Annotated in this window: 17 protein-coding genes; 6 read left to right on the top strand and 11 right to left on the bottom strand. The window is 61.1% G+C overall.

Features of this window, described 5'->3' with window-relative positions:
• Positions 1-64: 64 nt before the first annotated feature.
• The 4 genes from GLP43_RS05490 to GLP43_RS05475 are packed head-to-tail and all read left to right on the top strand — an operon-like array spanning position 65 to position 2,922.
• Positions 65-748: a Fe2+-dependent dioxygenase gene (locus GLP43_RS05490; protein WP_037943522.1), complete on the top strand. Its 684-nt coding sequence runs from the start codon at positions 65-67 to the stop codon at positions 746-748.
• A 1-nt stretch (position 749) separates the two neighbouring features.
• On the top strand, positions 750-1,613 hold the full coding sequence (exbB, locus tag GLP43_RS05485; protein ID WP_237278508.1) for a tonB-system energizer ExbB: 864 nt from the start codon (positions 750-752) through the stop codon (positions 1,611-1,613).
• Positions 1,614-1,618: 5 nt separating this feature from the next.
• Positions 1,619-2,110 (top strand): TonB system transport protein ExbD, encoded by a 492-nt coding sequence (exbD, locus tag GLP43_RS05480; protein ID WP_237278507.1) that lies wholly within the window; start codon positions 1,619-1,621, stop codon positions 2,108-2,110.
• Entirely contained in the window at positions 2,107-2,922 is an 816-nt protein-coding gene (locus GLP43_RS05475) for an energy transducer TonB (RefSeq protein WP_237278506.1), read from the top strand. Before exbD ends, GLP43_RS05475 begins: the two co-directional genes overlap by 4 nt.
• Here GLP43_RS05475 and GLP43_RS05470 read toward each other — a convergent pair.
• From GLP43_RS05470 to GLP43_RS05460, 3 genes are all read right to left on the bottom strand, one after another.
• Positions 2,903-3,997: an alpha-hydroxy acid oxidase gene (locus GLP43_RS05470; protein ID WP_237279920.1), complete on the bottom strand. Its 1,095-nt coding sequence runs from the start codon at positions 3,995-3,997 to the stop codon at positions 2,903-2,905. The two genes, GLP43_RS05475 and GLP43_RS05470, sit on opposite strands and share 20 nt — an antisense overlap.
• Before the next feature lie 61 nt (positions 3,998-4,058).
• Positions 4,059-4,574 carry a DUF421 domain-containing protein gene (locus tag GLP43_RS05465; protein WP_237278505.1) on the bottom strand — a complete coding sequence of 172 codons (516 nt, stop codon included), beginning with the start codon at positions 4,572-4,574 and terminating at the stop codon, positions 4,059-4,061.
• Positions 4,575-4,598: 24 nt separating this feature from the next.
• Positions 4,599-5,570 (bottom strand): mechanosensitive ion channel family protein, encoded by a 972-nt coding sequence (locus tag GLP43_RS05460; protein WP_237278504.1) that lies wholly within the window; start codon positions 5,568-5,570, stop codon positions 4,599-4,601.
• A gap of 279 nt (positions 5,571-5,849) precedes the next feature.
• On the opposite strand from GLP43_RS05460, the gene GLP43_RS05455 reads away from it, so the two are divergent.
• Entirely contained in the window at positions 5,850-8,246 is a 2,397-nt protein-coding gene (locus GLP43_RS05455; protein ID WP_237278503.1) for an ATP-binding protein, read from the top strand.
• Here GLP43_RS05455 and urtE read toward each other — a convergent pair.
• The 8 genes from urtE to GLP43_RS05415 form a co-directional block, all read right to left on the bottom strand.
• Entirely contained in the window at positions 8,243-8,938 is a 696-nt protein-coding gene (gene urtE / locus GLP43_RS05450) for an urea ABC transporter ATP-binding subunit UrtE (RefSeq protein ID WP_237278502.1), read from the bottom strand. The two genes, GLP43_RS05455 and urtE, sit on opposite strands and share 4 nt — an antisense overlap.
• On the bottom strand, positions 8,931-9,683 hold the full coding sequence (gene urtD, locus GLP43_RS05445) for an urea ABC transporter ATP-binding protein UrtD (RefSeq protein ID WP_005851852.1): 753 nt from the start codon (positions 9,681-9,683) through the stop codon (positions 8,931-8,933). Before urtD ends, urtE begins: the two co-directional genes overlap by 8 nt.
• Positions 9,680-10,846 (bottom strand): urea ABC transporter permease subunit UrtC, encoded by a 1,167-nt coding sequence (urtC, locus tag GLP43_RS05440; RefSeq protein ID WP_237278501.1) that lies wholly within the window; start codon positions 10,844-10,846, stop codon positions 9,680-9,682. The genes urtD and urtC overlap by 4 nt, the downstream gene beginning before the upstream one ends.
• A 3-nt stretch (positions 10,847-10,849) precedes the next feature.
• A complete protein-coding gene (urtB, locus tag GLP43_RS05435) occupies positions 10,850-12,784 on the bottom strand; it encodes an urea ABC transporter permease subunit UrtB (RefSeq protein WP_237278500.1) in 1,935 nt (644 codons plus the stop codon).
• Positions 12,785-12,859: 75 nt separating this feature from the next.
• Positions 12,860-14,152, bottom strand: coding sequence for an urea ABC transporter substrate-binding protein (gene urtA / locus GLP43_RS05430; RefSeq protein WP_237278499.1), 1,293 nt, complete (start codon positions 14,150-14,152; stop codon positions 12,860-12,862).
• Positions 14,153-14,491: 339 nt separating this feature from the next.
• Positions 14,492-16,486, bottom strand: coding sequence for a TRAP transporter permease (locus tag GLP43_RS05425; RefSeq protein ID WP_237278498.1), 1,995 nt, complete (start codon positions 16,484-16,486; stop codon positions 14,492-14,494).
• A 94-nt stretch (positions 16,487-16,580) separates the two neighbouring features.
• Complete coding sequence (locus GLP43_RS05420; protein WP_237278497.1) at positions 16,581-17,717, bottom strand: TAXI family TRAP transporter solute-binding subunit; 1,137 nt, start codon at positions 17,715-17,717, stop codon at positions 16,581-16,583.
• Positions 17,718-17,882: 165 nt separating this feature from the next.
• Positions 17,883-18,953 carry a malate/lactate/ureidoglycolate dehydrogenase gene (locus tag GLP43_RS05415; RefSeq protein WP_237278496.1) on the bottom strand — a complete coding sequence of 357 codons (1,071 nt, stop codon included), beginning with the start codon at positions 18,951-18,953 and terminating at the stop codon, positions 17,883-17,885.
• 348 nt (positions 18,954-19,301) lie between these two features.
• On the opposite strand from GLP43_RS05415, the gene GLP43_RS05410 reads away from it, so the two are divergent.
• Positions 19,302-20,162 (top strand): helix-turn-helix domain-containing protein, encoded by an 861-nt coding sequence (locus GLP43_RS05410; RefSeq protein ID WP_237278495.1) that lies wholly within the window; start codon positions 19,302-19,304, stop codon positions 20,160-20,162.
• Positions 20,163-20,210 lie beyond the last annotated feature (48 nt).

Below are 20,210 nucleotides of genomic sequence, written 5' to 3'. Positions count from 1 at the left end.
ACCACACACCAAGGCTGGCGGCGCAGACCCGCGCCGCCAGCCGATCCCCTCGAAAGGATACACCATGTTGCTTTGCGTCGAAAATATCCTGTCACCGCAGGAAGTTGCCCATATCCGATCGGTTATCGACACGGCCCAATGGGACGACGGCCGCAACACCGCCGGCGCGCAATCGGCGCAAACCAAGCGCAATCAGCAAATTCCCCTCGACAGCCCCGTTCTGCCCGACCTGCAGACGCTGGTGCTCCAGCGGTTGATGGGCAACCCCACGTGGGTTTCCGCCGCCCTCCCGCTGCATGTCCTGCCCCCGATGTTCAACCGCTACGAAGAGGCAGAGACCTTCGGCGTGCATGTCGACAACGCCATCCGCGTGAACCCGCAAACCGGCCAGCGCCTGCGGACCGACCTGTCGTGCACGCTGTTCCTGAATGACCCCGACGACTATGACGGTGGCGAGCTGGTCATCGAAGACAACTACGGCACCCAGTCGGTCAAACTGCCGGCGGGGCACTGCGTGCTTTATCCGTCAACCTCGCTGCATCAGGTCACGCCTGTCACCCGTGGTGCGCGTGTTGCGTCCTTCTTCTGGGTGCAGTCGATGATCCGCGACGGCGGCCAGCGCGAAATTCTCTTCGATCTGGATCAATCCATCCAAGAGCTGTCGGCCAGCGCGGGTCTGAACGACCCGACCGCCGTGCGCCTGACCGGCATCTACCACAACCTCATCCGACAATGGGCAGAGACCTGATATGAAATTTCCTAGCATCCTTCTGGCGGCCGTCCTTGTCGCAACGCCGCAACTGGCCGCAGCCGACACTGCGTCGGTCAATATCGCGCTGATCACATGGGCTGACGAATGGATCGGCCCTGCCCTGTCCGAGCCGATGCGCGTGGCCGCGCAACAGGGCGGCCATTCGCCGCTGGCCATGTTCATGGGGGCCGATATCGTCGTGAAGGCGGTGATGTTCGGGCTGGCCATCGCATCGGTTCTGGGCTGGGCCGTATGGGCGGGCAAGATCCTGCAGGTGAGCTGGGCCAACGCACGGCTGCGCCGGTCCTACCGCAAGCTTGCCAAAGCAGGTGCCCTCAAAGGCGCGCAGGCGAAATCTTTCTCCGGCCCCATGCGCGCCATGATCCGCGCCGCTTTGGCAGAGATCGACATCTCTGACGGGTTAAACAAAGCGGGCATCAAGGAACGCGTCGCATCCGAGCTTTCGCGGATCGAAGCGGGGGCCGCGCGCTCCATGCAGTCGGGCGCGATGATCTTGGGCTCCATCGGGTCGACGGCACCGTTCATCGGGCTTTTCGGCACGGTCTGGGGCATCATGAACAGCTTTATCGGCATCGCTGAAAGCGGCAGCACCAGCCTGACAGTCGTCGCCCCCGGTATCGCCGAAGCGCTGCTGGCCACCGCCATCGGTCTGGTCGCCGCGATCCCTGCCGTGCTGCTTTATAACCACATTACCCGCGTCGTCACAGGCTACCGGGCGCGTGTGGGGGATGCCGCGGCGCTGGTGGAACGCTGCCTGTCGCGCGATCTGGACCGTGCAGAGCGTACCGCCGAAGTGCCCCATACCACCCCTGATATCGCCACCAAACTGGCAGCGGAGTAACCCCGATGGGCGTGCGACTTTCTGACGGCGGCGACGATCTTGCCCCCAATGCGGATATCAACATCACACCGTTTATCGACGTGATGCTGGTGCTGCTGATCATCTTTATGGTGGCGGCCCCGCTGTCTACCGTGGACGTCAACGTAGAGCTGCCGGTCGCCACCGGCAAACCCGCGCCGCGCCCCGATGATCCGGTCTTTGTCACCATCCATCAGGACCTCAGCCTGAGCGTGGGCGAAGAAGAGGTATCTTTGGGGGATCTGAACATGCGGCTTGGCATCCTGACCCGTCTGGATCTGGGCACGCGCATCTATATCAATGCCGATCGCTCCGTTCCCTACGGCGAGGTGATGGCCGTGATGAACCGCATGCGCAGCGAAGGCTATCTGAAGATCGGCCTCGTCGGGCTTGAGGACGAGGGCGGGGCCGCCCCGGCGGCGGCAGGTGACGTGGCAATCGCTCCCCCTGCCACCGCTGCGCAGGACGCCGCAGAATGAGCTTTGCCTACGCCCCCCGTTATGGTGCCGGGTTGATGCTGGGGGCCGGGCTGAGCATCGGCGTGCATGGTGCGCTGGTCGCACTTTGGCTGACACAGGCCGCGGCCTACGAGCCACCGGAAGAAGCGGGCATTCAGGGCCGCGAGCTGATCGATCTGGCCGAGGTCGAAATGATCATGGCCGCGCCTGAAACCGACCTCCCCGACGGGCCACCCGCCGAGGATAGCCAAGCCACGCTCGAAAGCCCTGCCGAACGCGAGGAAGCCAAAGCCTCCAACGATCCGCTGCTGGCACAGATACCGCACACGCCGGACGACCCCGAACTGCAGTTCAAGATCGCCAACCCCGATCAGGAAGTCGACAACGACAAGGAGGCGACCGAAACGCCGACCGAGTTGCAGGAAGAGACCGAAAACGAGAACGCCGCGCAAAGCACGGCTGCCGCCCCCAAGGCAAGCGCGGGGCAGGACGAACAGGACCAAAGCGTGGCCAAGGAACAGGGCCTGACAGATGCCGAACGGGCTGAGATCACGGATTGGCAAAAGTCTCTGGTTCTGGCGCTGAACGCCGCCAAGGACTACCCCCGCCGCGCCCGCGATGCCCGCGCCGAGGGGACCACAACCGTGGCCTTTACGCTGGATCAATACGGTCAGATCAAAGCGCGCGAGGTGTCCAAGTCGTCAGGCTGGCCGGTGCTGGATCAGGCGGCGCTGGATATCTTTGACCGGCTGCAAACGCTGCCGCGCCCGCCCTCGACGATGGGCGCAGGTCCGTTCAATCTGGCAATCCCGATCAGCTATCGCTTTCGCTGATCGGGTCGCCGCCGAAGGCTGTGATCATATCGGGGGTGATGTCCGCAACAGTTGCGCAGCCGCATAAGGCCATCGTCACTTCCAGCTCGTCCCGCAAGCGACGCAACACCTGACTGGCCCCGCGTACCCCGTCGACGATCAACCCGTGCATCACGGGGCGACCGACCAGCACAGCCTCGGCCCCGAGCGCCAGCGCCTTGAACACATCGCTCCCGCGCCGGATGCCGCCATCCAAATAGACCGGCACATCCTGCCCCACCGCCTGCACCACGGCGGCCAACTGCGTGACGGGGGCCGGAACAGTATCCAGCACCCTGCCCCCGTGGTTTGACACGATGATCCCCGCAACACCGGCATCCACAAACCGCCGCGCATCCGTGGCACGCAGACAGCCTTTGATGATCACCGGAACGGGGCAGTCCGCAATCAGCCGCGTCAGGTCTTGCCATGTGGGGGCAAAGACCATCATCCCGTCGAATACCACGCTCTGCCCGTCTTGCAACTGCGGTCGCGGCGGTTGCGGCAGCGGGTCCAGCATCACGGGGCGCACGCCATCCGGCAGCACAAAGCCCGCGGCAACCTCGCGGTCGCGCAGCCCGTTGATCGGCGCGTCAAGCGTCACCACCAGCGCCTCTGCCCCGCAGTCCACCGCGCGGTTGACCAAAGTCATCGTGCTATCGTGATCCGCCTGCATATAAAGCTGGAACCAGCGTCGCCCCGGAATGGTGGCGATGTCTTCGGGCGCCGTGCTGGTCTGGCAGCTGACCACCATCACCGCGTCCTGAGCCGCAGCGGCCAGTGCGGTCGCACTTTCCCCTTCCGTGTGGAACAGCCGTTGGAACGCCATCGGCGCGACCATGATCGGATGCGCCGCGGGCTGCCTCAGTATCGTCATGCGCGTATGGCCGCCTGCACAGTCCGCCAACAGGTGCGGCAGCACTCCTATCCGGCCAAAGCTGGCGCGGTTCTGACGCAGCGACAGCTCCGCCTCTGCGCCGCCTTCAAGGTAGGCAAACACATCAGCGGCAAGTGTCGCATGGGCGGAGGCTTCGAAATCTGACAAGGTCACAGGCATTGCCCACAGATCGCGCAAAACGCCCGCCGCCACAAGCGACTTAAATACTCAGGTATGCAGGTTAGACGCGTTGGACGTATTCCAGCATCGCGTCATCCACCTCGTCGCCACATAGAACAGAGACTTCGCCCGTCGTCTCGAACACGGCGGCACGCACATCGCTCAGCCGCATGACGTTGGATTCGCGCAGCTTCTCCATCAAATCGCTGCGCGACACGCGGCACATCCGCATCGCTTCTTCGCAGATTTTACCGTTTTCCATCAGATAGACCGGTGCATTCTGGATCGTATGCAACACGGTTTCGGACCGGCGGCGCAGATAGGACAGCGTGAATTGGAAAAGAAACAGGCAGGCCGTCGCAACCAGAGTCTGGAAGAACGCCTTCCAATCCGACGCTTGTGCCGCCCCCGCCAGCAAAGAGCCAAAAGCGATTGTGGTCACAAAGTCGAAGTTCGTCATTTTGGAGAAGGAATTGAGCCCGACGATCCGCACCATTAGGATGATCCAGATCAGCGCCACACCGCTCAGCACGAAGCCGCGGGCCACAACATCCAGTACCGTGTTGTCGAAAAACATATAATTCCTTCTCTTGTGCGGGGATCAGGCGTCGGATTGACGCGCTTTCTCTTCTTTCTCGTCGCGTTGCTGAGCACGCGATTTCGGCACGTCGCCCTCGCCCGCGGGCCATCCCTCGCGCTGCGCGCGGCGGTCGCCGTCGGTCTCTTCGGTCTGGTCGTGGAACAGATGCACCTGCGTCGGATAGGGCATATCGATCCCTTTTTCATCCAGCGCTTTATATACGGCCTGCAGCACCGCCCCGAAGGTATGGATTTGCGAAGCACGGTCCGATTTTGTCCACCACCGCAAGCGGACAATGTTAGCGGAATCGCCCAGTTCGACCGGTATCGTTTCGGGGGCGGGGTCGGCCTCTACGCCCTCTACGCTGGCGCAGGCATCCTGCATCACCTTGCGCGCGGTATCCCAGTCGTCGCTGCAGCCGATGCCGATGTCATATTCCGACCGGCGCGTGTCAAAGGCGGTATTGACCACCACGCTGTCTGTATAAATGTCCGAATTCGGGATCACCACGCGGCGACCGTCATAGGTCTTGATCATCGTGGCGCGGGTCTCGATCTTTTCGACAGTGCCCTCATGCCCGCCCGACACGATCTGGTCGCCGACTTCAAAGGGCTGACGCAGCAGGATCAGGATACCTGCCAGCATGTTCTGCAAAATATCCTTGAACGCGAAACCGATCGCGACAGAGCTGACGCCCAACCCGGCAATCAGATCCCCCGGTGTGACCGTCGGGGCGACGATAGTCACCGCCAACATGAAGCCGATGATCGTCACGGCCCACCGCATCAGCGACCCGCCGACGTTGCCAAGATTGTCGCGCCCGCGCCGCCCTGCGGTTTTGCGGATCAGCGCGCCGATGCCCATCCCCAGAAACCAGAACACCACGGCCACAACCAGCGCGACGCCGATATTCGGGAGCAATCTGAAAAAGCCGTCCAACCAGCCGTCAAGTTTATCGAAAATCAGGCCGGGGTTGGCGTCGACTTCTTCCATGGGGAGCATCCTTAATCGTTACTGAACCTGCAAGATGCTGCCGACCGAAACCATAAGCGGTGAACCGCCGCATCCGCTGGCTCAACGAAGCGAAAGACCGCTGGGTTCCCGATTGGCCTTTCAGGCAGCGCCGCTGGCAGACGGCACCACCCCAAAGGGTATGTGTGGAATTGGCAACATCGCCATAATTCCGCCAGTTTCCCAAACCATTAAGGAACATAGAAATTTTAAAATAGGCAGGGCCTGAGCCTCTGCGCCCGATTGATTGACAGGTCAAAGATGACAACTCCGCGTAAACTCGCCACCTTTCAGTTCATTACCTTTTGCGTCTGTTTGGGCCTGTCTTTTCTGTTCTTTTCGGTCGCCAAGAATACCGTGCACGTCCAAGCGCAGGACCGGTTTAATGCGATGGTCAGTCAAGGGCTTGCCTCGATGGGCGCGCGTGCCGACGAATATGGCAGGACGCTAAATGGGGTCGCCGGCTTCGTTGCGGCGTCTGATTTGGTGACGGCGCGGGATATGGAGACCTATGCCACCTCTGTGCATATCGCTGACGGGTCGTATGTGCTTGATGCCATTGGATTCGCGACATTAACCACGTCTGGCCCAGGTGGCAGCAACGACGACTTTGTGATCCGTCACGCTGCGCCGTTGGATGATTTTGACGGGATGGTCGGGGAAAGTTTCTCCAGCAACCCCGATCTGCTGGCCACCGCACTTGCCGCGCGTGACAGTGGTCGAACCCTCTCTACGACGCCGGCCCGGCACGGCGCGCACTGGCATGCGCTGCTCATCAAGCCCATTATGCGCCCCGCCGTACCCGCCGATAACCTTCCCGAACCCGAGGATACGTTTGTGGGGCTCGCCTTTGCGATGGTCGATGTCCAAGAGATATTCAGCGATCTGTTCCCAGCACAAAACGATCTTATCGAGCTCGAGGTGTTCTTTTCTGCGCCGGACGGGACAGTCTTTCAGCCCGGCACCGAAAGCACACATGCGGACCACGTGCCTCAGTTCAAGTTTTCACGCGTTCATGAAGGCTATGGTCAAGACATGACCATCCAATGGAGCAGCACCCCCGCGTTTGAAGCAGCCCAGCCAAACAATGCGAAATGGGTCGTCTTGGCCCTGTCATTGACCATTGCCGCGCTGATCCTGATGATCCAGTCGGTGATCCTGAAACGCAATCTGACCATCAACCAGACGGTGGCCGACAAAACCCGCGAGCTTGAGACGCAACACCAAGAAAAACGATCGATCCTCGAAAATGCAATGCTGCCGATTATCTCGGTCCGGCAATCGGGGGAAATCCTGCATTTGAACGATGCCGCGCGACAGCATCTGATGGCGGCCGGGCACCGCAAGGACGCGACGGGCGACTTCGTGCAAGATCTGCTGCCCGAGGTCGACATCCACCGTGCCGACGGCGGGGCGAAGGTCGTCGTGCCGCCCCGCAACGGTGCCACAGAACCCCGCACGCTTGAGGTCGAGAAGAACACCTGGCTTACCGCCGACGCAGAGACCCGTATCACCTTGATGCTGCGCGATATCACCGACAGCGAACGCCGCACGCTCAAGATCGCGGAAACCGAACAACGGTGGAGCCTCGCGCTCAGCAGTGCACATATCGGCGTCTTCGACATTGATCTGGAAAATGGCACATCTGTGGTGTCGGACACATGGCGTGACATCATGCACCACCCCGCTGACCCCGCCTGTCAGAACCCCTATTACGATAAGATGCAGCATGTGCATCCCGACGATGCGGCGGTGGTCAAGAAGATCGAACTCGCCTGTCTGAACGGGATGACCGACCGCGCCGAGGCCCGCTTTCGCATCCGCGTTGGTCAGGACAACTGGCGCTGGATCAAATCGGATGCGGTCGTGGTAGAGCGGGCGAAGAACGGGCGCGCCCTGCGGATGCTGGGTATTCAGATCGACATCACCGAAAGCAACAAGCTTGAACAGATGAAACACGACTTTGTCGCCACCGTCAGTCACGAGCTGCGTACGCCGCTGACCTCGATCAAAGGGGCGTTGGGGCTGCTTGAGGCCCAGACACAGGACGACCCGGATGCCGGCGCGGTGCGTCTGGTGCAGATCGCCACGGCCAACTGCGACCGGCTTGTCGCGCTGGTAAACGACATTCTGGACATGGAAAAAATCAACGCAGGCAGCATGACCGTTGTGGCGAAACCGGAAAATCTGGGCGATATCGTCACCCTCGCCGCCGAGCAGGTAGAACCCTATGCCAGCGAATGGAAGGTCGAGATCAACGTAGACACGCCTGATCCCGATCACCACGTGCTGACCGACAAGAACCGCATCATGCAGGTGCTGACCAACCTCTTGTCCAATGCCTGCAAGTTCGCCTACCCCGAAACCGCCGTGACCGTGACCACAACACCCCTGGGCGACATGACCAAAATCTCTGTCACCAATCTGGGCAACGGCATTTCGGAGGAGTTCCGCGAACGCATCTTCCAGCCGTTCTCGCAGGCCGAGGCATCGAACACACGACAGCGCGGCGGCACCGGGCTTGGGCTCAATATCTCGCGCCATCTGGTAGAGGCCATGGGCGGGGAAATCGGGTTCGACAGTGTGCCGGGGGAGGAAACCGTGTTCTGGTTCACCTGCCCCTCGACCGAAGGCCCCGACGTGGCGATGGTGGCCTAAAGCGCCAGATCGGCGATCAGCATGTCCTTGGTATAATCGGCCTTCAGCTTGCGCGGCCCGTTGCGCCCGCCTTCGACCACGATAAAGCTGTCGCCCAGCGCATAGGCGAAATCGGCATTCTGTTCGACCAAAACAATCGCCATCTCGCCCTGGGTGCGCAGCAACCGCAGCGCATCCCCGATCTGCTGGATCACATTGGGCTGGATACCTTCAGTCGGTTCGTCCAGCAACAAGACCCGCGGTCGCGTGATCAGCGCCCGCGCAATGGCAAGCTGCTGCTGCTGCCCGCCCGACAGATCGCCCCCGCGCCGCGCTTTCATCTCCCGCAAGACAGGGAACAGGTCGTAGATGTGATCTGGAATGTGGTGGTCGGCCTTGGGCAGGCAGGCAAACCCCGTCTCTAGGTTCTCCTCCACCGTCATCATCGGGAAAACCTCGCGCCCCTGCGGCACATAGGCAATGCCCGCATTCGCCGCCTGAAAGGCCGTGGTCAAACGTACGGGAGTCCCGTCAACGGCGATCGTGCCCGCCGACGCCGGATGCCGCCCGGCAATCGCCTTGAGGGTGGAGGTCTTGCCCACCCCGTTGTTGCCTATCAAGGTCGTGATCTGCCCCTTGGGCGCCTGAAAGGACACCTCGTAAAGAATGCGGCTTTGACCATAGTGCAGGTCCAGATTTTCAACTTCAAGCATGGCCGCGCCCCAGATAAACTTCGATCACTTTCGGGTTGGATGTCACGTGGTCAAGACTGCCTTCGGCCAGCACCGATCCTTCGTGCAGCACCGTGACCTTGCAGTCGAGCCTGCGCACGAATTCCATGTCATGTTCGACCACCACCACGGCGCGGGTCTTGGCAGCACGTTTCAGAATATCGGTGGTCTTTTCGCGTTCCTCAACCGTCATGCCGGCGGCGGGTTCGTCGACCAGCAACAGACGCGGCTCCTGCGCCAGCAGCATGCCGATCTCAAGCCATTGCTTCTGGCCGTGGCTCAACTCTCCGGCAATGCGGGTCAGGCTCTCGGTCAGGCCGATCTCTGCCGCGATGCCTTCGATCCGCGCCGCGTTGGACGGGGTCTTGCGGTGTAGCAGGACGGCCAGCGGCCCCCTCGGGTTCTTCAGCGCCATCGCAAGGTTCTGCCGCACGGTCTGCGCCTCGAACACGGTGGGTTTCTGAAACTTGCGCCCCACCCCTTCGTTCGCGATATCCGCCTCTGACATACCAAGCAGCGATATATTCCGCTCTCCCCAGACGACATGGCCGCTGTCGGGGCGCGTCTTGCCGGTGATGATGTCCATAAAGGTGGTCTTGCCCGCCCCGTTCGGCCCGATCACAGCGCGCAGCTCGGGCTCTGCGATCTGGATCGACAGATTGTTGATCGCCTTGAACCCGTCAAAGGATTTCGACACGCCGGAGACTTCTAACAGGGTATCGTTCATGACGGTTTCCTCACCAGATAATCAAACAGGCCGCCGATCCCCTTGGGAAAGAACAAGGTGACGCAAACAAAGGATACGCCAAGCAGTACCAGCCACCAGTCGGTCCATAGGATCGTATAGAACCCCAGATCGATGGCAGGGGCACCGCCGCCCGTGAACCAGCTGGACAGCAAGGATACGAATGCCGCCCCGATCACCGCGCCGTAAAGCCGCCCGCGCCCGCCAATCGCGACCCAGACCGCCAGATAGATCGATGCAATCGGCGCGATCTCTGCCGGGTTGATGATGCCGGCCTGCGGGTAATAAAGCGCCCCGGCGATACCCGCGATCACGGCGGTCAGGGTAAAGATGAACAGCTTGTAGCGTTCCACACGGTAGCCAAGGAAGCGGACGCGGGCCTCGTTATCGCGGATGCCTTGCACCACGCTGCCCATCTTGCCCGATACCACCCATGCAAAGAGGATATACCCAAGTGCCAGCGCCAGCGCCGACCCCATAAAGAACACAAGGCTGATGGTCGCCTGCGAGGTGTCTTCGTACCCCGGAATATTCTGCAAACCGGAAAGCCCGTTGTTGCCGCGCAGGCCACTGTCGTTCTGGAACAGCCACAGCGACAGCGCCAGCGTCATCGCCTGCGTCAGGATCGACAGGTAAACGCCCGTGACACGGCTGCGGAACGCCAGCCAGCCAAAGACCAGCGCCAGCAGCCCCGGCACAATCACCACCATCAGCAGCTGTAGGAACAGACTGTCGGAAAAGGCCCAGAGCCACGGAAAGTCAGAGCTGCCAACGACGCCGAAAATCTGGTTGCCAATGGCGTCCTGCACCTCTTGCGGTGTGGGCGGGATCACCTGACCTTCGAGGCTTGACAGGACGATGCCTTCGGTCCGCGCATACATCAGCCACATTCCGATGGCATAGCCGCCGATGCCGAAGAAGGCGAAGTGCCCCAGGCTCAGGATACCGCAATACCCCCAGACCACATCCATCGCGATGGCGATCAGACACAGGCACAGCGTCTTGCCCAGGGTCTTGACCATCGAGGTAGAGATAAGGCCGGTGCCCGTCGCTTCTGACCCGATCGCGACCGCGAGGGTAAACAGCCCCAGCAGCGCGATGAACCACAGGACGGAAGGATTTTCGGAAAGGAATGTTTTACGCATGGATCAATCCGCCGCTGCCCGGCCCTTTTGGGCAACGATGCCCTTGGGACGGAATTGAATGAACAGGATGATGAACAGCACCATATAGGTCTGTGCCGCGAGGGTATTGGACGGGTTGAACCATTCGATCCCCTTTTGCAGGAACCCGATAAGCGAGGCCCCGGCCAGCGTGCCCCAGACGTTACCAACGCCGCCCACGACTACGGTCATGAAAGATTGCACGATGTAATCGGCCCCCATCTCGGAGGTGACCTTGGCATAAAGCCCGATCGCCACCCCCGCGATACCCGCGATGCCGGACCCAAGGCCAAAGGTCATCATGTTGATCCGGTCGGGGTTGATCCCCATGCTGGCCGCCATACCGGGGTTCTGCGTCACGGCGCGCACCTCTAGTCCCAATCGCGTGCGTTTGAGCACAAACAGGATCAGACCCAGAAACAGCAGCGCCAGCACGAAAATCGCAATGCGGATATAGCTGATCTGGATCACATCCGAGATCACCCACGCCCCGTCCAGCCAAGCCGGAGACGTCAGCGGGCGCGCCTGCGTGCCAAAGATGTTCTTGGCCAGTTGCTGCAACGCGATAGAGATGCCGAAAGTCGCCAGCAGCGTCTCCAGCGGACGGTGGTAAAGATGCCGGATCACCAACCGCTCCATCACGACACCGGCGGCGAATGTTACCGCAAAGGCCAGCGGCAGGGCGATGATGATCGACAGCGTGTAATCGGGTACGAACAGTTGCACGACATAGCCGGTATAGGCCCCCATCATGATAAACTCGCCATGGGCCATGTTGATGACCCCCATGACGCCGAAGGTGATGGCAAGGCCGATAGCGGCAAGGAAATAGATCGACGCGAGCGACAGCGCGTCCAACGTCAGGTCAACGGTTTGCGCGGCGGCGACACGGGTCTCGATACTGTCGAGCGCGGCCCGCGCGGCGTCTGTGACGGCGCTGTCGGGCTCGTCATACACCTCGTAGAACGTCATGCCCGCGATGGCATCTTGCTGGTCCCGCGCAGTCACCACCGGCGGCACGGTGCCCGCAGCGGCGAGTGCGGCATAGGCGGTCGCACGCGCCGCATCGGTATTCAGCCGCGCTGTCGGGATGCCACCCACACGCCCGTTGACAACGTTCGCCGCCAAAGCGTCGCGGATCGCGGCGGGGGGCACCAGCGCTGGGGCCAGATCAGCCGCGACCAGCTGGGCATAGGCCGCATCGGGTGAAATATCCTCCCCCGGTGTGAGCACCCGCGCGACGTTGCCGCTGGGTGTTTCAGACGGGGTCGCCATCTTGGTCGATAGAATCTGGTTCATCACCGCCCGCGCCTCGATCGAGGTATCGCTGGCCATTGACGTGATCGCCGCGATACGATCGGCGGCTGTGTCACCAAAACTGGCAGAGAGGAAGTTGGCCAGCTGGATCTTGCGGGCCTTCAGCGCCGCGTCTGTCTCTGCCTCGATCGAGGCGCGCAGGGGGGCCAGTTGGTCCGCCTCTGGGCGGCGGGCGATGGAATCGACGGCACTTTGACGGCGTGCAAGATCAGGGTCGGTCAGTTGGAACTGCACAAGCGCGGTGCCGATTAGGCGGCGCACCCCGCCATTAGGTTTCAGCTGCGAAAACCCGCTTGCAGGTGCCGTGCTTTCCGCATCGCTGTCGATATCGCGCAAGGCCAGATCATCGCCTGTCTCAGTCCCGAAAAAGAACAACCCATCCGCGTCGCGCTGCCAGACCCCTTTGTCCTGCCATTGCTCTAGAAAGGCACTAACCTGCGGCGCACCGGAGGCAACCAGATCATCCAGCGCGACAGAGACAGAGCTGCGCGAGGGTTTGGCAATTTCATCGGCATGAGCTTGAAGCACGGGCTGCAAATCTTGCGCCTGTGCCGTTCCCACGATGCCCACCCAACAGAGGAGCATTAACAGGTGGCGGAACATAGGGAACCCTTGTGGTAAATCTGGAAAATAAGGTGATGGGGCGGCCAGTCAGCCTGCCCGCCCCGGCGTTCAGGATCAGTAGTTAGAGGTCAGCTGAACGCAGGTTTCCGTTTCGGTGTTGTACATGCCGCATTCAAGCTCGCTCCAATCCGAAGTCAGCACAGCGCTTTCGGGCAGGAAGTCTGTCCAGGCATCGCCGGGCACCGGATCGGTCTGGCTGATGATGTCGAACTGACCGTCCGCCGTGATCTCGCCGATCAGCACGGGTTTGGACAGGTGGTGGTTCACCAGCATCTCGGCGGTGCCGCCGGTCAGGTTCGGGAAGGTCTGCCCGTACATCGCGCTGCGCACGGCATCGACATCGGTGGTGCCAGCCTGTTCAACCGCATTCACCCACATGTTGAAGCCGATGTAATGCGCCTCCATCGGGTCATTGGTCACGCGTTTGTCGTCGCCGATGGACGCTTTCCACTGTTCGATGAATTCAGCGTTTGCAGGGGTGTCTGCGGACATAAAGTAGTTCCACGCCGCCAGATGCCCGACAAGGTTCGATGTATCGAGGCCCGACAGCTCTTCCTCGCCCACCGAGAAGGCAACGACGGGGATATCATCCGCCGACACATCCGCCGCGGCGAGTTCTTTATAGAAACCGATGTTCGCGTCACCGTTGATGGTCGACACAACGCCCACCTGCTTGCCGTCCTGGCCCAGTGCCACGACATCGCCCACGATCGTGGCCCAGTCAGAGTGGCCAAACGGGGTGTAGTTCACAAAGATGTCTTCTTCGGCAATGCCCTTGGACATCAGATAGGATTTCAGGATGTTATTGGTGGTACGCGGGTAGACATAGTCGGTCCCGAGCAGGGCGAATTTCTCGACCCCCAGCTCTTCGAGGAAGTAATCAACCGCAGGGATCGCCTGCTGGTTGGGCGCGGCGCCTGTGTAGAACACGTTCTTGGATGATTCCTCGCCCTCGTATTGCACGGGGTAGAACAGCAGGCCGTTCAGCTCTTCGATCACGGGCAGCACGGATTTGCGCGACACAGAGGTCCAGTTGCCAAAGATCACGTCGACCTCGTTTACGGTCAGCAGCTCGCGCGCCTTCTCTGCGAACAAGGGCCAGTCGGAGGCAGGGTCAACCACGACCGCCTCGATCTCGCAGCCCAATACGCCACCCTTTTCGTTCTGCGCGTCGATCAGCATCAGCATGGTGTCTTTCAACGTCGTCTCGGAAATCGCCATGGTCCCCGACAGCGAGTGCAGCACGCCGACCTTGACCGGATCGGCACAGTCCTGCGCCATCACCAGCGAGGTGGAGCCCATCAATGCGGCGGTCGCGCAGGCGGCGAGTTTGGTGAATGTTGTCATCTTCTATCCCCTGTTGGCGCTGCTACCCCTTGCGTCAGAACGCACTTTTCCGGGGCCCCCAAGCACGTTAGACAGGAGGCGCAGCATATTGTTGTGATCGTCGCATGGCTTGTTACATCTGCCAGGATCGCTGGCCGTGCGACGGTGTTGCCTGTTTCGGCACAAGGCCAAGATGCCTAGGGCAGTGGCGGAGTCGCTAGAAAAAATGGCATATCGCGGGACAGACCACTGGCTGCGCCTCATTTTTTAGCACTGAGGATTGGGATCGCTCAAAATATAGCCGTCACGAACACAGCTTCCTGACCGGACGCGCGGCAAGCGCGCGCCACTGCCGATTTCTTAGGGGGTGACGCGCGCGGCGGAGGTCGCCTGCCACGCCCGCAACATCGGCAGTGCACAAAGGGCGACCCCGATGAGAAAGGACAGGCTGTAGCCCAAACCGGCCAGATCGTTCTGCGGCATGGCGATCAGCACGCCGCCAAAGAACAGCGCCACCCGCATCGGCAGCGCCCCACGGCCTTCAATCGGGCCGACAAGGCTGATGTACCCCTGCAACGCCGCCGAGATAAGGGTCACCCCGATCATCGCACAGCTCAGCGCTACGACGACCTCCCACGCGGGGGCCTGACCAATCAACGCAGGGTTCAGCACAAAGAAGAAGGGCGCGATATAGATGACACCGCCAAGGCGCATCGCGTCGAACCCCGTGGCAATCGGGTTGGACCCGGCCATGGTTGATGCCGCAAAAGCGCCAAGGGCTACCGGAGGTGTGATATAGCTAACCATGCCCCAGTAGAGAATGAACAGATGCACTGCCAGTTGGTTCAGCCCGCCGGCCTCAAGCGCGGGGGCTAGCACCACCGCGAGGAAGATATAGCAGGCCGTCACCGTCATCCCCATGCCGAAGATAAAGGCGGTGATCGCCCCCATCAGCAACAGGATCAACGTGCTGTCGCCGGCAAGAAACACCAGCTCGTTCACCAATGTGCCCGCAAGCCCCGTGGCCGAGAACGACCCGACGATCAGCCCGACGCCCAGCAGGATCGCGGTCAGTTCTGACAGCCCCATGCCGACACCGACGATCATATTGCCAAGGCGGCTCAGATTCAGACGATGGCTGGCGCGGAACTGGTTCACCACCAAAAGCAGCGCCGTGGCATAGAACGGGGCAGAGGATTCCTTGCGCAGCCCAATCATCATATAAAGCAACAGCGCGAAAACGAAGATATAGGGCCAGCCTTCGATCATCACCTGCCGCAGGCGCGGAAGGTCGGGCTTGGGCAACCCGCGCAGCCCGCGTTTCGCGGAATAGGCGTCGATCTGCGCGAAAAGCCCCCAGTAGAACAAGATGCTCGGAATGGCGGCGGCCAGTGCGATTTCGACATAGGGGCGTGACAGAAAGGACGCCATGACAAAGGCCGTCGCCCCCATGATCGGCGGCATCAACACCCCGCCAGTCGAGGCGCAGGCCTCTGTCGCGGCGGCGGTCTTGGCCGAGAACCCGGTCTTGCGCATCGCGGGGATGGACACCGCCCCCGTGGTCAAGACATTCGAAATGACAGAGCCGGACATCGACCCCATAAAGCCGCTGGCAAAGATAGAGACTTTCGCCGCGCCCCCGCGGTAGCCGCCCACGAGCCCAAGCGCTAGATCATTGAAAAACTGCCCGCCGCCTGTTCGTTGCAGCACCGCGCCGAACAGTATGAAGCCGATGACAACGCCGCCGAACGCCTTCATTGGAATGCCGAAAGAGCTTTCGGCGGAATAGATATGGTAAGGCACCGTTTGCAGGAACGTGCTTTGAAAGCCCGAAAACGGGTCAGGCACGTGGCCCGCGAAGGTTGGATAGAACGCAAAGAGCGTGACAATCAGGAACAGCACCAGCCCCCCTGCCCGCCGCGTTGCCTCCAGGATCAGGAAGAAGAATATGACCGAGACATATTGCGCCGTTTCAGGTGCTGCATATTCCCACCCCTGCGAAAGGTTCTGCTGCGCGGTCTGCGCCAGATAGCCCGTGGTCCCGACCGAAGCGGCAAACAGGACCCAGTCCAGTAGTGTCGGCTCCCCCCCCTTGCCGCCGCGGGCCTGAAAGATCAGGAATGTCAGCGCCAGGAACATCCCCCCGAGGATATACAGATACCGCCCGTCGATCAGCACAATCCCGAAAAGCTGAAGGTTGAACAGCTGGTTCACCACCAGCACCAGCGACAGCAGCGTGGTGATCACCACGACCCAACGTGCCAACCCCGAAATACGCTCCGCCGGGGTGGCACCGTCAATCGCCACCTCCTCGAACTTCGGCTGCGGGGCGCGCGATGTATCGGGATCGGTCATAAAAACGCTTTCATATTAGGGGGTACGGGCCGGCTAGCGGCACAGCAGGAACGGGCCGGTGCCATGACCAGCCCGCACCGAACTTGCGAAAGGTTTAGAAAACGACAGAGAACCCGCCGTCTGCCAAGGCCTTGCGGCGCGCATCGGACCAGGCGGCTTCCCAGTCAGAGGGGTTGGACGCTTTCGTCGCTTCCCATGCCGCTGCCAGCGCTTCTTGGCGTTTCACAAGTGTGTCGTTATGCGCCTGCGAGGTGTCAGACCAAGCGCCCACCTCTTCGAAATAGCGGATCGCCCCTTCGTGGTAGGGCACCACCCATTCCATGTTCTGCTTGTCTAGCGCCCAGCCACCGATGCCGGGGGAATTGCCATCATACTTGGGGAACAGCTCTACCATTGCCTTGGTCATATTATAGACCAGCGCTTCGTCCGTGGCCGCGATCGAGGTCAGCACCGGATAGGCATAGCCCGCGCCCTGATAGCCGTCGGTCCCGTCGATGGTGGCCCCAACCTTGGCTTTGTTCAGCGTGAAAAAAGGGGCAATTTCCTGCATGCGGGCAAAGCCCTCGGCGTCATCGGGGTCAACCGGCGGCCAGAATAGCCCGCGCGGCCCCGCTTCGGCCTCATATGCCTTGCCCGAGTTGGTCGACGCAAAAGCCGCATCGACCTGCCCTTCAATCAGGCCGGTCCAGCTCGCGCCGAACCCGCCGAAATCAACCCGCTCCACATCGTCCCACGTCAGGCCGCCATAGGCCAGATAGGCTTCGGTGTTCACGTTCAACGCAGGGGCACCAACGATATAGGACACGCGCTTCCCCTTGAGGTCGGCATAGGTCTCGATTCCCAAATCGCCCGCGACACCGACCGCAAGGTTGATCGCGCCACCGTTGTTCGCCAGCAGCACGCGGATCGGCTGCGGCCCCCAGTTTTCAGCGCCGAAATCAAACACACCTTCCTGCGCCATAAAACTACCGCCCACACCTGTGGCCGAGAATTCAACCCGCCCCTGGCGCAAGGGCTCTGTGCGCGACACGTCGTTCTTGCCCGGCAGCACGCGCAAGTTCACCCCCGCGGCATCTTGCAACGCAGCACCGATTGCCACGGCCTGATTATAGCCCGCCGACCCTGTGTCATAGGCTGTCCAGCTCAGCTGACGTGGCAGATCCAGATCCTGCGCAGCCGCCATAGAAGCCGTGAACCCAAATGCCACGACCGTCGTTTTCAATACGTTCATATCTTTCCTCCCAGAAAATCCTGCGGCGCTAAACATTCGCGTCTACGGCAGGGTTAGCGGCCCGTTTTCTTGTGAAACGTGGTTCCGCCCTGTGGAAGAGGATAAGAGCCCGCCTTTCCTTGAGTCAACAAAAGACCGCGAGAGGCGCGTCAGCGCAGAGTGATGTCAATCAGAGGTAGAGCAGAGATGTTCTGACGCTGGAACACCCGCCTTTCGCGCCGCCGCCGTCAGTTGCGTCAATGTGCCTGCATCCAGCGGAATACCCTTGGCCGATCGTTCTGCCGTGCTGCGCCTTTCGGGGTCGCCGGGGAATTGCACCCCCGCCGTTCCGGGCGCTGCGGGGGATGCTTTCACCCAATCTGTATAGCTGTCCACATCCACACCAAAGCTTTGCGCAAGACCAAAGACATTCGGATCGATCAAGATCGCCATCATGTTGTTCACGATCCGGTCGGGCACCTCGCGCTCGGGCGCATAGGCCCCGCCCCCGCTGAACGATCCGCCCAAGATATCCCCCAGCAAGGCAAGCCCGAACCCTTTATGCTGGCCGAAGGCCGTCAACGCCCCGCCAGCACCGTCAAACACCACCGACGGATCGCGCGTGGCATTGCCCTGCGCATCAATCAACGCCCCTTCGGGCGCGGGCTTGCCGCTAAGCTGAGCCACACGCGCCTTGCCCATGGCGATGGTACTGGTCGCCATATCCAGCACGAACATCGGATGCTTTTCGGTCGCCGGTATCGCCGTGCAGTAAGGATTGGTGACAAACCGCGCATCACTGCCGCCGAAGGGTGCCACTAGGGGGCGCGCGGACTGAACATTCGCGTAAAGGATGCAGATGAACCCCGCTTCCGCCGCCATGATGCCCCAGTCGCCCAACCGCCCAAGGTGGAAGCTGTTGCGCAAGGACAGCATCCCAAAATGGTGGGCCTTCGCACGGTCAATCGCCAGCGTCATCGCCTGCTCTGCCACGATATGCCCAAAACCACGGTGCCCATCGACCAAGAGGAACGGCCCCTTGTCCTGCACCAGCTCGATATCGGCCGCAGGGTCCAACTGCCCTGCAAGAATACCGTCCACATAGGCGGGTATCATCCCCACCCCATGGCTGTCATGCCCCGCCAGATTAGCCCCCACCAACCGCGCCGCAACCTTCGCCGCCCGCCCTGCATCCTTCCCAGCATGCGCTAAAATAGCCGTCGCAAAATCCGTCAACCGCCCCGCATCAACCGCCATCGGTCTGTCCTCCCCCAAATATACTGTCCACGCCGCCTCTCCCAAAGCGAACGCCCACGATCGCAGCCTCGCGCCAAGAAGCCTAAAGTGCAAGCCGGAGGGTCATCGGAAGCGGAAGGAGCTAGCGTTGACCGCGTATGACGGAAAAATTTTCAAGGGGGAGTATTAATGGTGCCCAGGGGCGGAATCGAACCACCGACACGAGGATTTTCAATCCGACCCTTTGACATTGGAAACAGGTCCTTACCTGCCAGAAAACTGTCAAACTCCCTTCGGAAGATCAAAGGCTTACACGCCGTTTGTCAAACCCCCTGAGCTGCTACTTCTCAGCGTGCGCGGGGTGGTGGCATGAGCAATATCGTTAGCGCCCTTGTGCAGAAACGAAAGGTCGGATCACCCACCCGCAAGGGCATCCTCATGTTCATGGCGTCATGTGCCAGCGATGATGGGTCAGGCGTGTGGACCAGCAAGGCGACAATGGCCCGCGACCTCGAAATGGGGAAGCGCACAGTGCAGGTCAGCATTGATGATTTGGCCAAACAGGGCCTTATCTCAGAGGTAGGAACCCGCCGCTGCGCGCACGGTTTCACCATTGAATATCGCTTGAACCTCCACGCGATAAAGGCACTTGAGCCAACCAATCCCGAACGCTCTAAGGTCGCCGATACAACGGGTGCAGGAGATGCACCCGTGCAGGACGTGCACTCCACACATGCAGGACATGCACCTCAAGACGTGCAGGACATGCACCCAAACCGTCCTTTAACCATCCAAGAACCTGTGTGTACGGCTGACGCCGCCCAGCACACACACCCGGCTTTCGATAAGTTGTGGAAGGCATACCCCCGACCGAAAGACCGAGACGGGACCGAACAGGCCTTTGCCAAAGCTGTAGCGGATGGCGCTGACCCTGCGGCGATTATCGCGGGGGCCAAAGCCTATGCTGCCGAGAACAAGGGCAACGGGTCGATGTATCTCAAGCACTCTGCGAATTGGCTCAAGGCGCGGGCTTGGTTGGACCATGCGCCCGCTGGATCATCGCAGGGGAACGGTACATCGGCGGATGCGATCAAAGCGAACTATGCGCGGGCGATTGCCAACGGTCACGCCTCAGTTGCCCGTCACTGCCCTATCCCGTTGGCACTTGAACTCATTGCCGCAAACGCCGTCACACCGGACCAATGCCGAGCCGTGGGGGTTTCGGTATGAATGGTCCTATCGCGGCAAACGAATGCGGCCCGCTCACCGATGTCGGGA

Origin of the sequence: Sulfitobacter sp. M39, assembly GCF_021735935.1 — a bacterium.
GTDB lineage: Bacteria > Pseudomonadota > Alphaproteobacteria > Rhodobacterales > Rhodobacteraceae > Sulfitobacter.
This window is presented reverse-complemented; position numbering and strand designations above follow the sequence as displayed.

What these genes read in the sequence shown, in the direction of transcription:
- GLP43_RS05490 (WP_037943522.1), top strand. Translation starts at nt 65, where the DNA reads ATGTTGCTTTGCGTCGAAAATATCCTGTCACCGCAGGAAGTTGCCCAT.
- exbB (WP_237278508.1), top strand. Translation starts at nt 750, where the DNA reads ATGAAATTTCCTAGCATCCTTCTGGCGGCCGTCCTTGTCGCAACGCCG.
- exbD (WP_237278507.1), top strand. Translation starts at nt 1,619, where the DNA reads ATGGGCGTGCGACTTTCTGACGGCGGCGACGATCTTGCCCCCAATGCG.
- GLP43_RS05475 (WP_237278506.1), top strand. Translation starts at nt 2,107, where the DNA reads ATGAGCTTTGCCTACGCCCCCCGTTATGGTGCCGGGTTGATGCTGGGG.
- GLP43_RS05470 (WP_237279920.1), bottom strand. Translation starts at nt 3,997, where the DNA reads ATGCCTGTGACCTTGTCAGATTTCGAAGCCTCCGCCCATGCGACACTT.
- GLP43_RS05465 (WP_237278505.1), bottom strand. Translation starts at nt 4,574, where the DNA reads ATGTTTTTCGACAACACGGTACTGGATGTTGTGGCCCGCGGCTTCGTG.
- GLP43_RS05460 (WP_237278504.1), bottom strand. Translation starts at nt 5,570, where the DNA reads ATGGAAGAAGTCGACGCCAACCCCGGCCTGATTTTCGATAAACTTGAC.
- GLP43_RS05455 (WP_237278503.1), top strand. Translation starts at nt 5,850, where the DNA reads ATGACAACTCCGCGTAAACTCGCCACCTTTCAGTTCATTACCTTTTGC.
- urtE (WP_237278502.1), bottom strand. Translation starts at nt 8,938, where the DNA reads ATGCTTGAAGTTGAAAATCTGGACCTGCACTATGGTCAAAGCCGCATT.
- urtD (WP_005851852.1), bottom strand. Translation starts at nt 9,683, where the DNA reads ATGAACGATACCCTGTTAGAAGTCTCCGGCGTGTCGAAATCCTTTGAC.
- urtC (WP_237278501.1), bottom strand. Translation starts at nt 10,846, where the DNA reads ATGCGTAAAACATTCCTTTCCGAAAATCCTTCCGTCCTGTGGTTCATC.
- urtB (WP_237278500.1), bottom strand. Translation starts at nt 12,784, where the DNA reads ATGTTCCGCCACCTGTTAATGCTCCTCTGTTGGGTGGGCATCGTGGGA.
- urtA (WP_237278499.1), bottom strand. Translation starts at nt 14,152, where the DNA reads ATGACAACATTCACCAAACTCGCCGCCTGCGCGACCGCCGCATTGATG.
- GLP43_RS05425 (WP_237278498.1), bottom strand. Translation starts at nt 16,486, where the DNA reads ATGACCGATCCCGATACATCGCGCGCCCCGCAGCCGAAGTTCGAGGAG.
- GLP43_RS05420 (WP_237278497.1), bottom strand. Translation starts at nt 17,717, where the DNA reads ATGAACGTATTGAAAACGACGGTCGTGGCATTTGGGTTCACGGCTTCT.
- GLP43_RS05415 (WP_237278496.1), bottom strand. Translation starts at nt 18,953, where the DNA reads ATGGCGGTTGATGCGGGGCGGTTGACGGATTTTGCGACGGCTATTTTA.
- GLP43_RS05410 (WP_237278495.1), top strand. Translation starts at nt 19,302, where the DNA reads ATGAGCAATATCGTTAGCGCCCTTGTGCAGAAACGAAAGGTCGGATCA.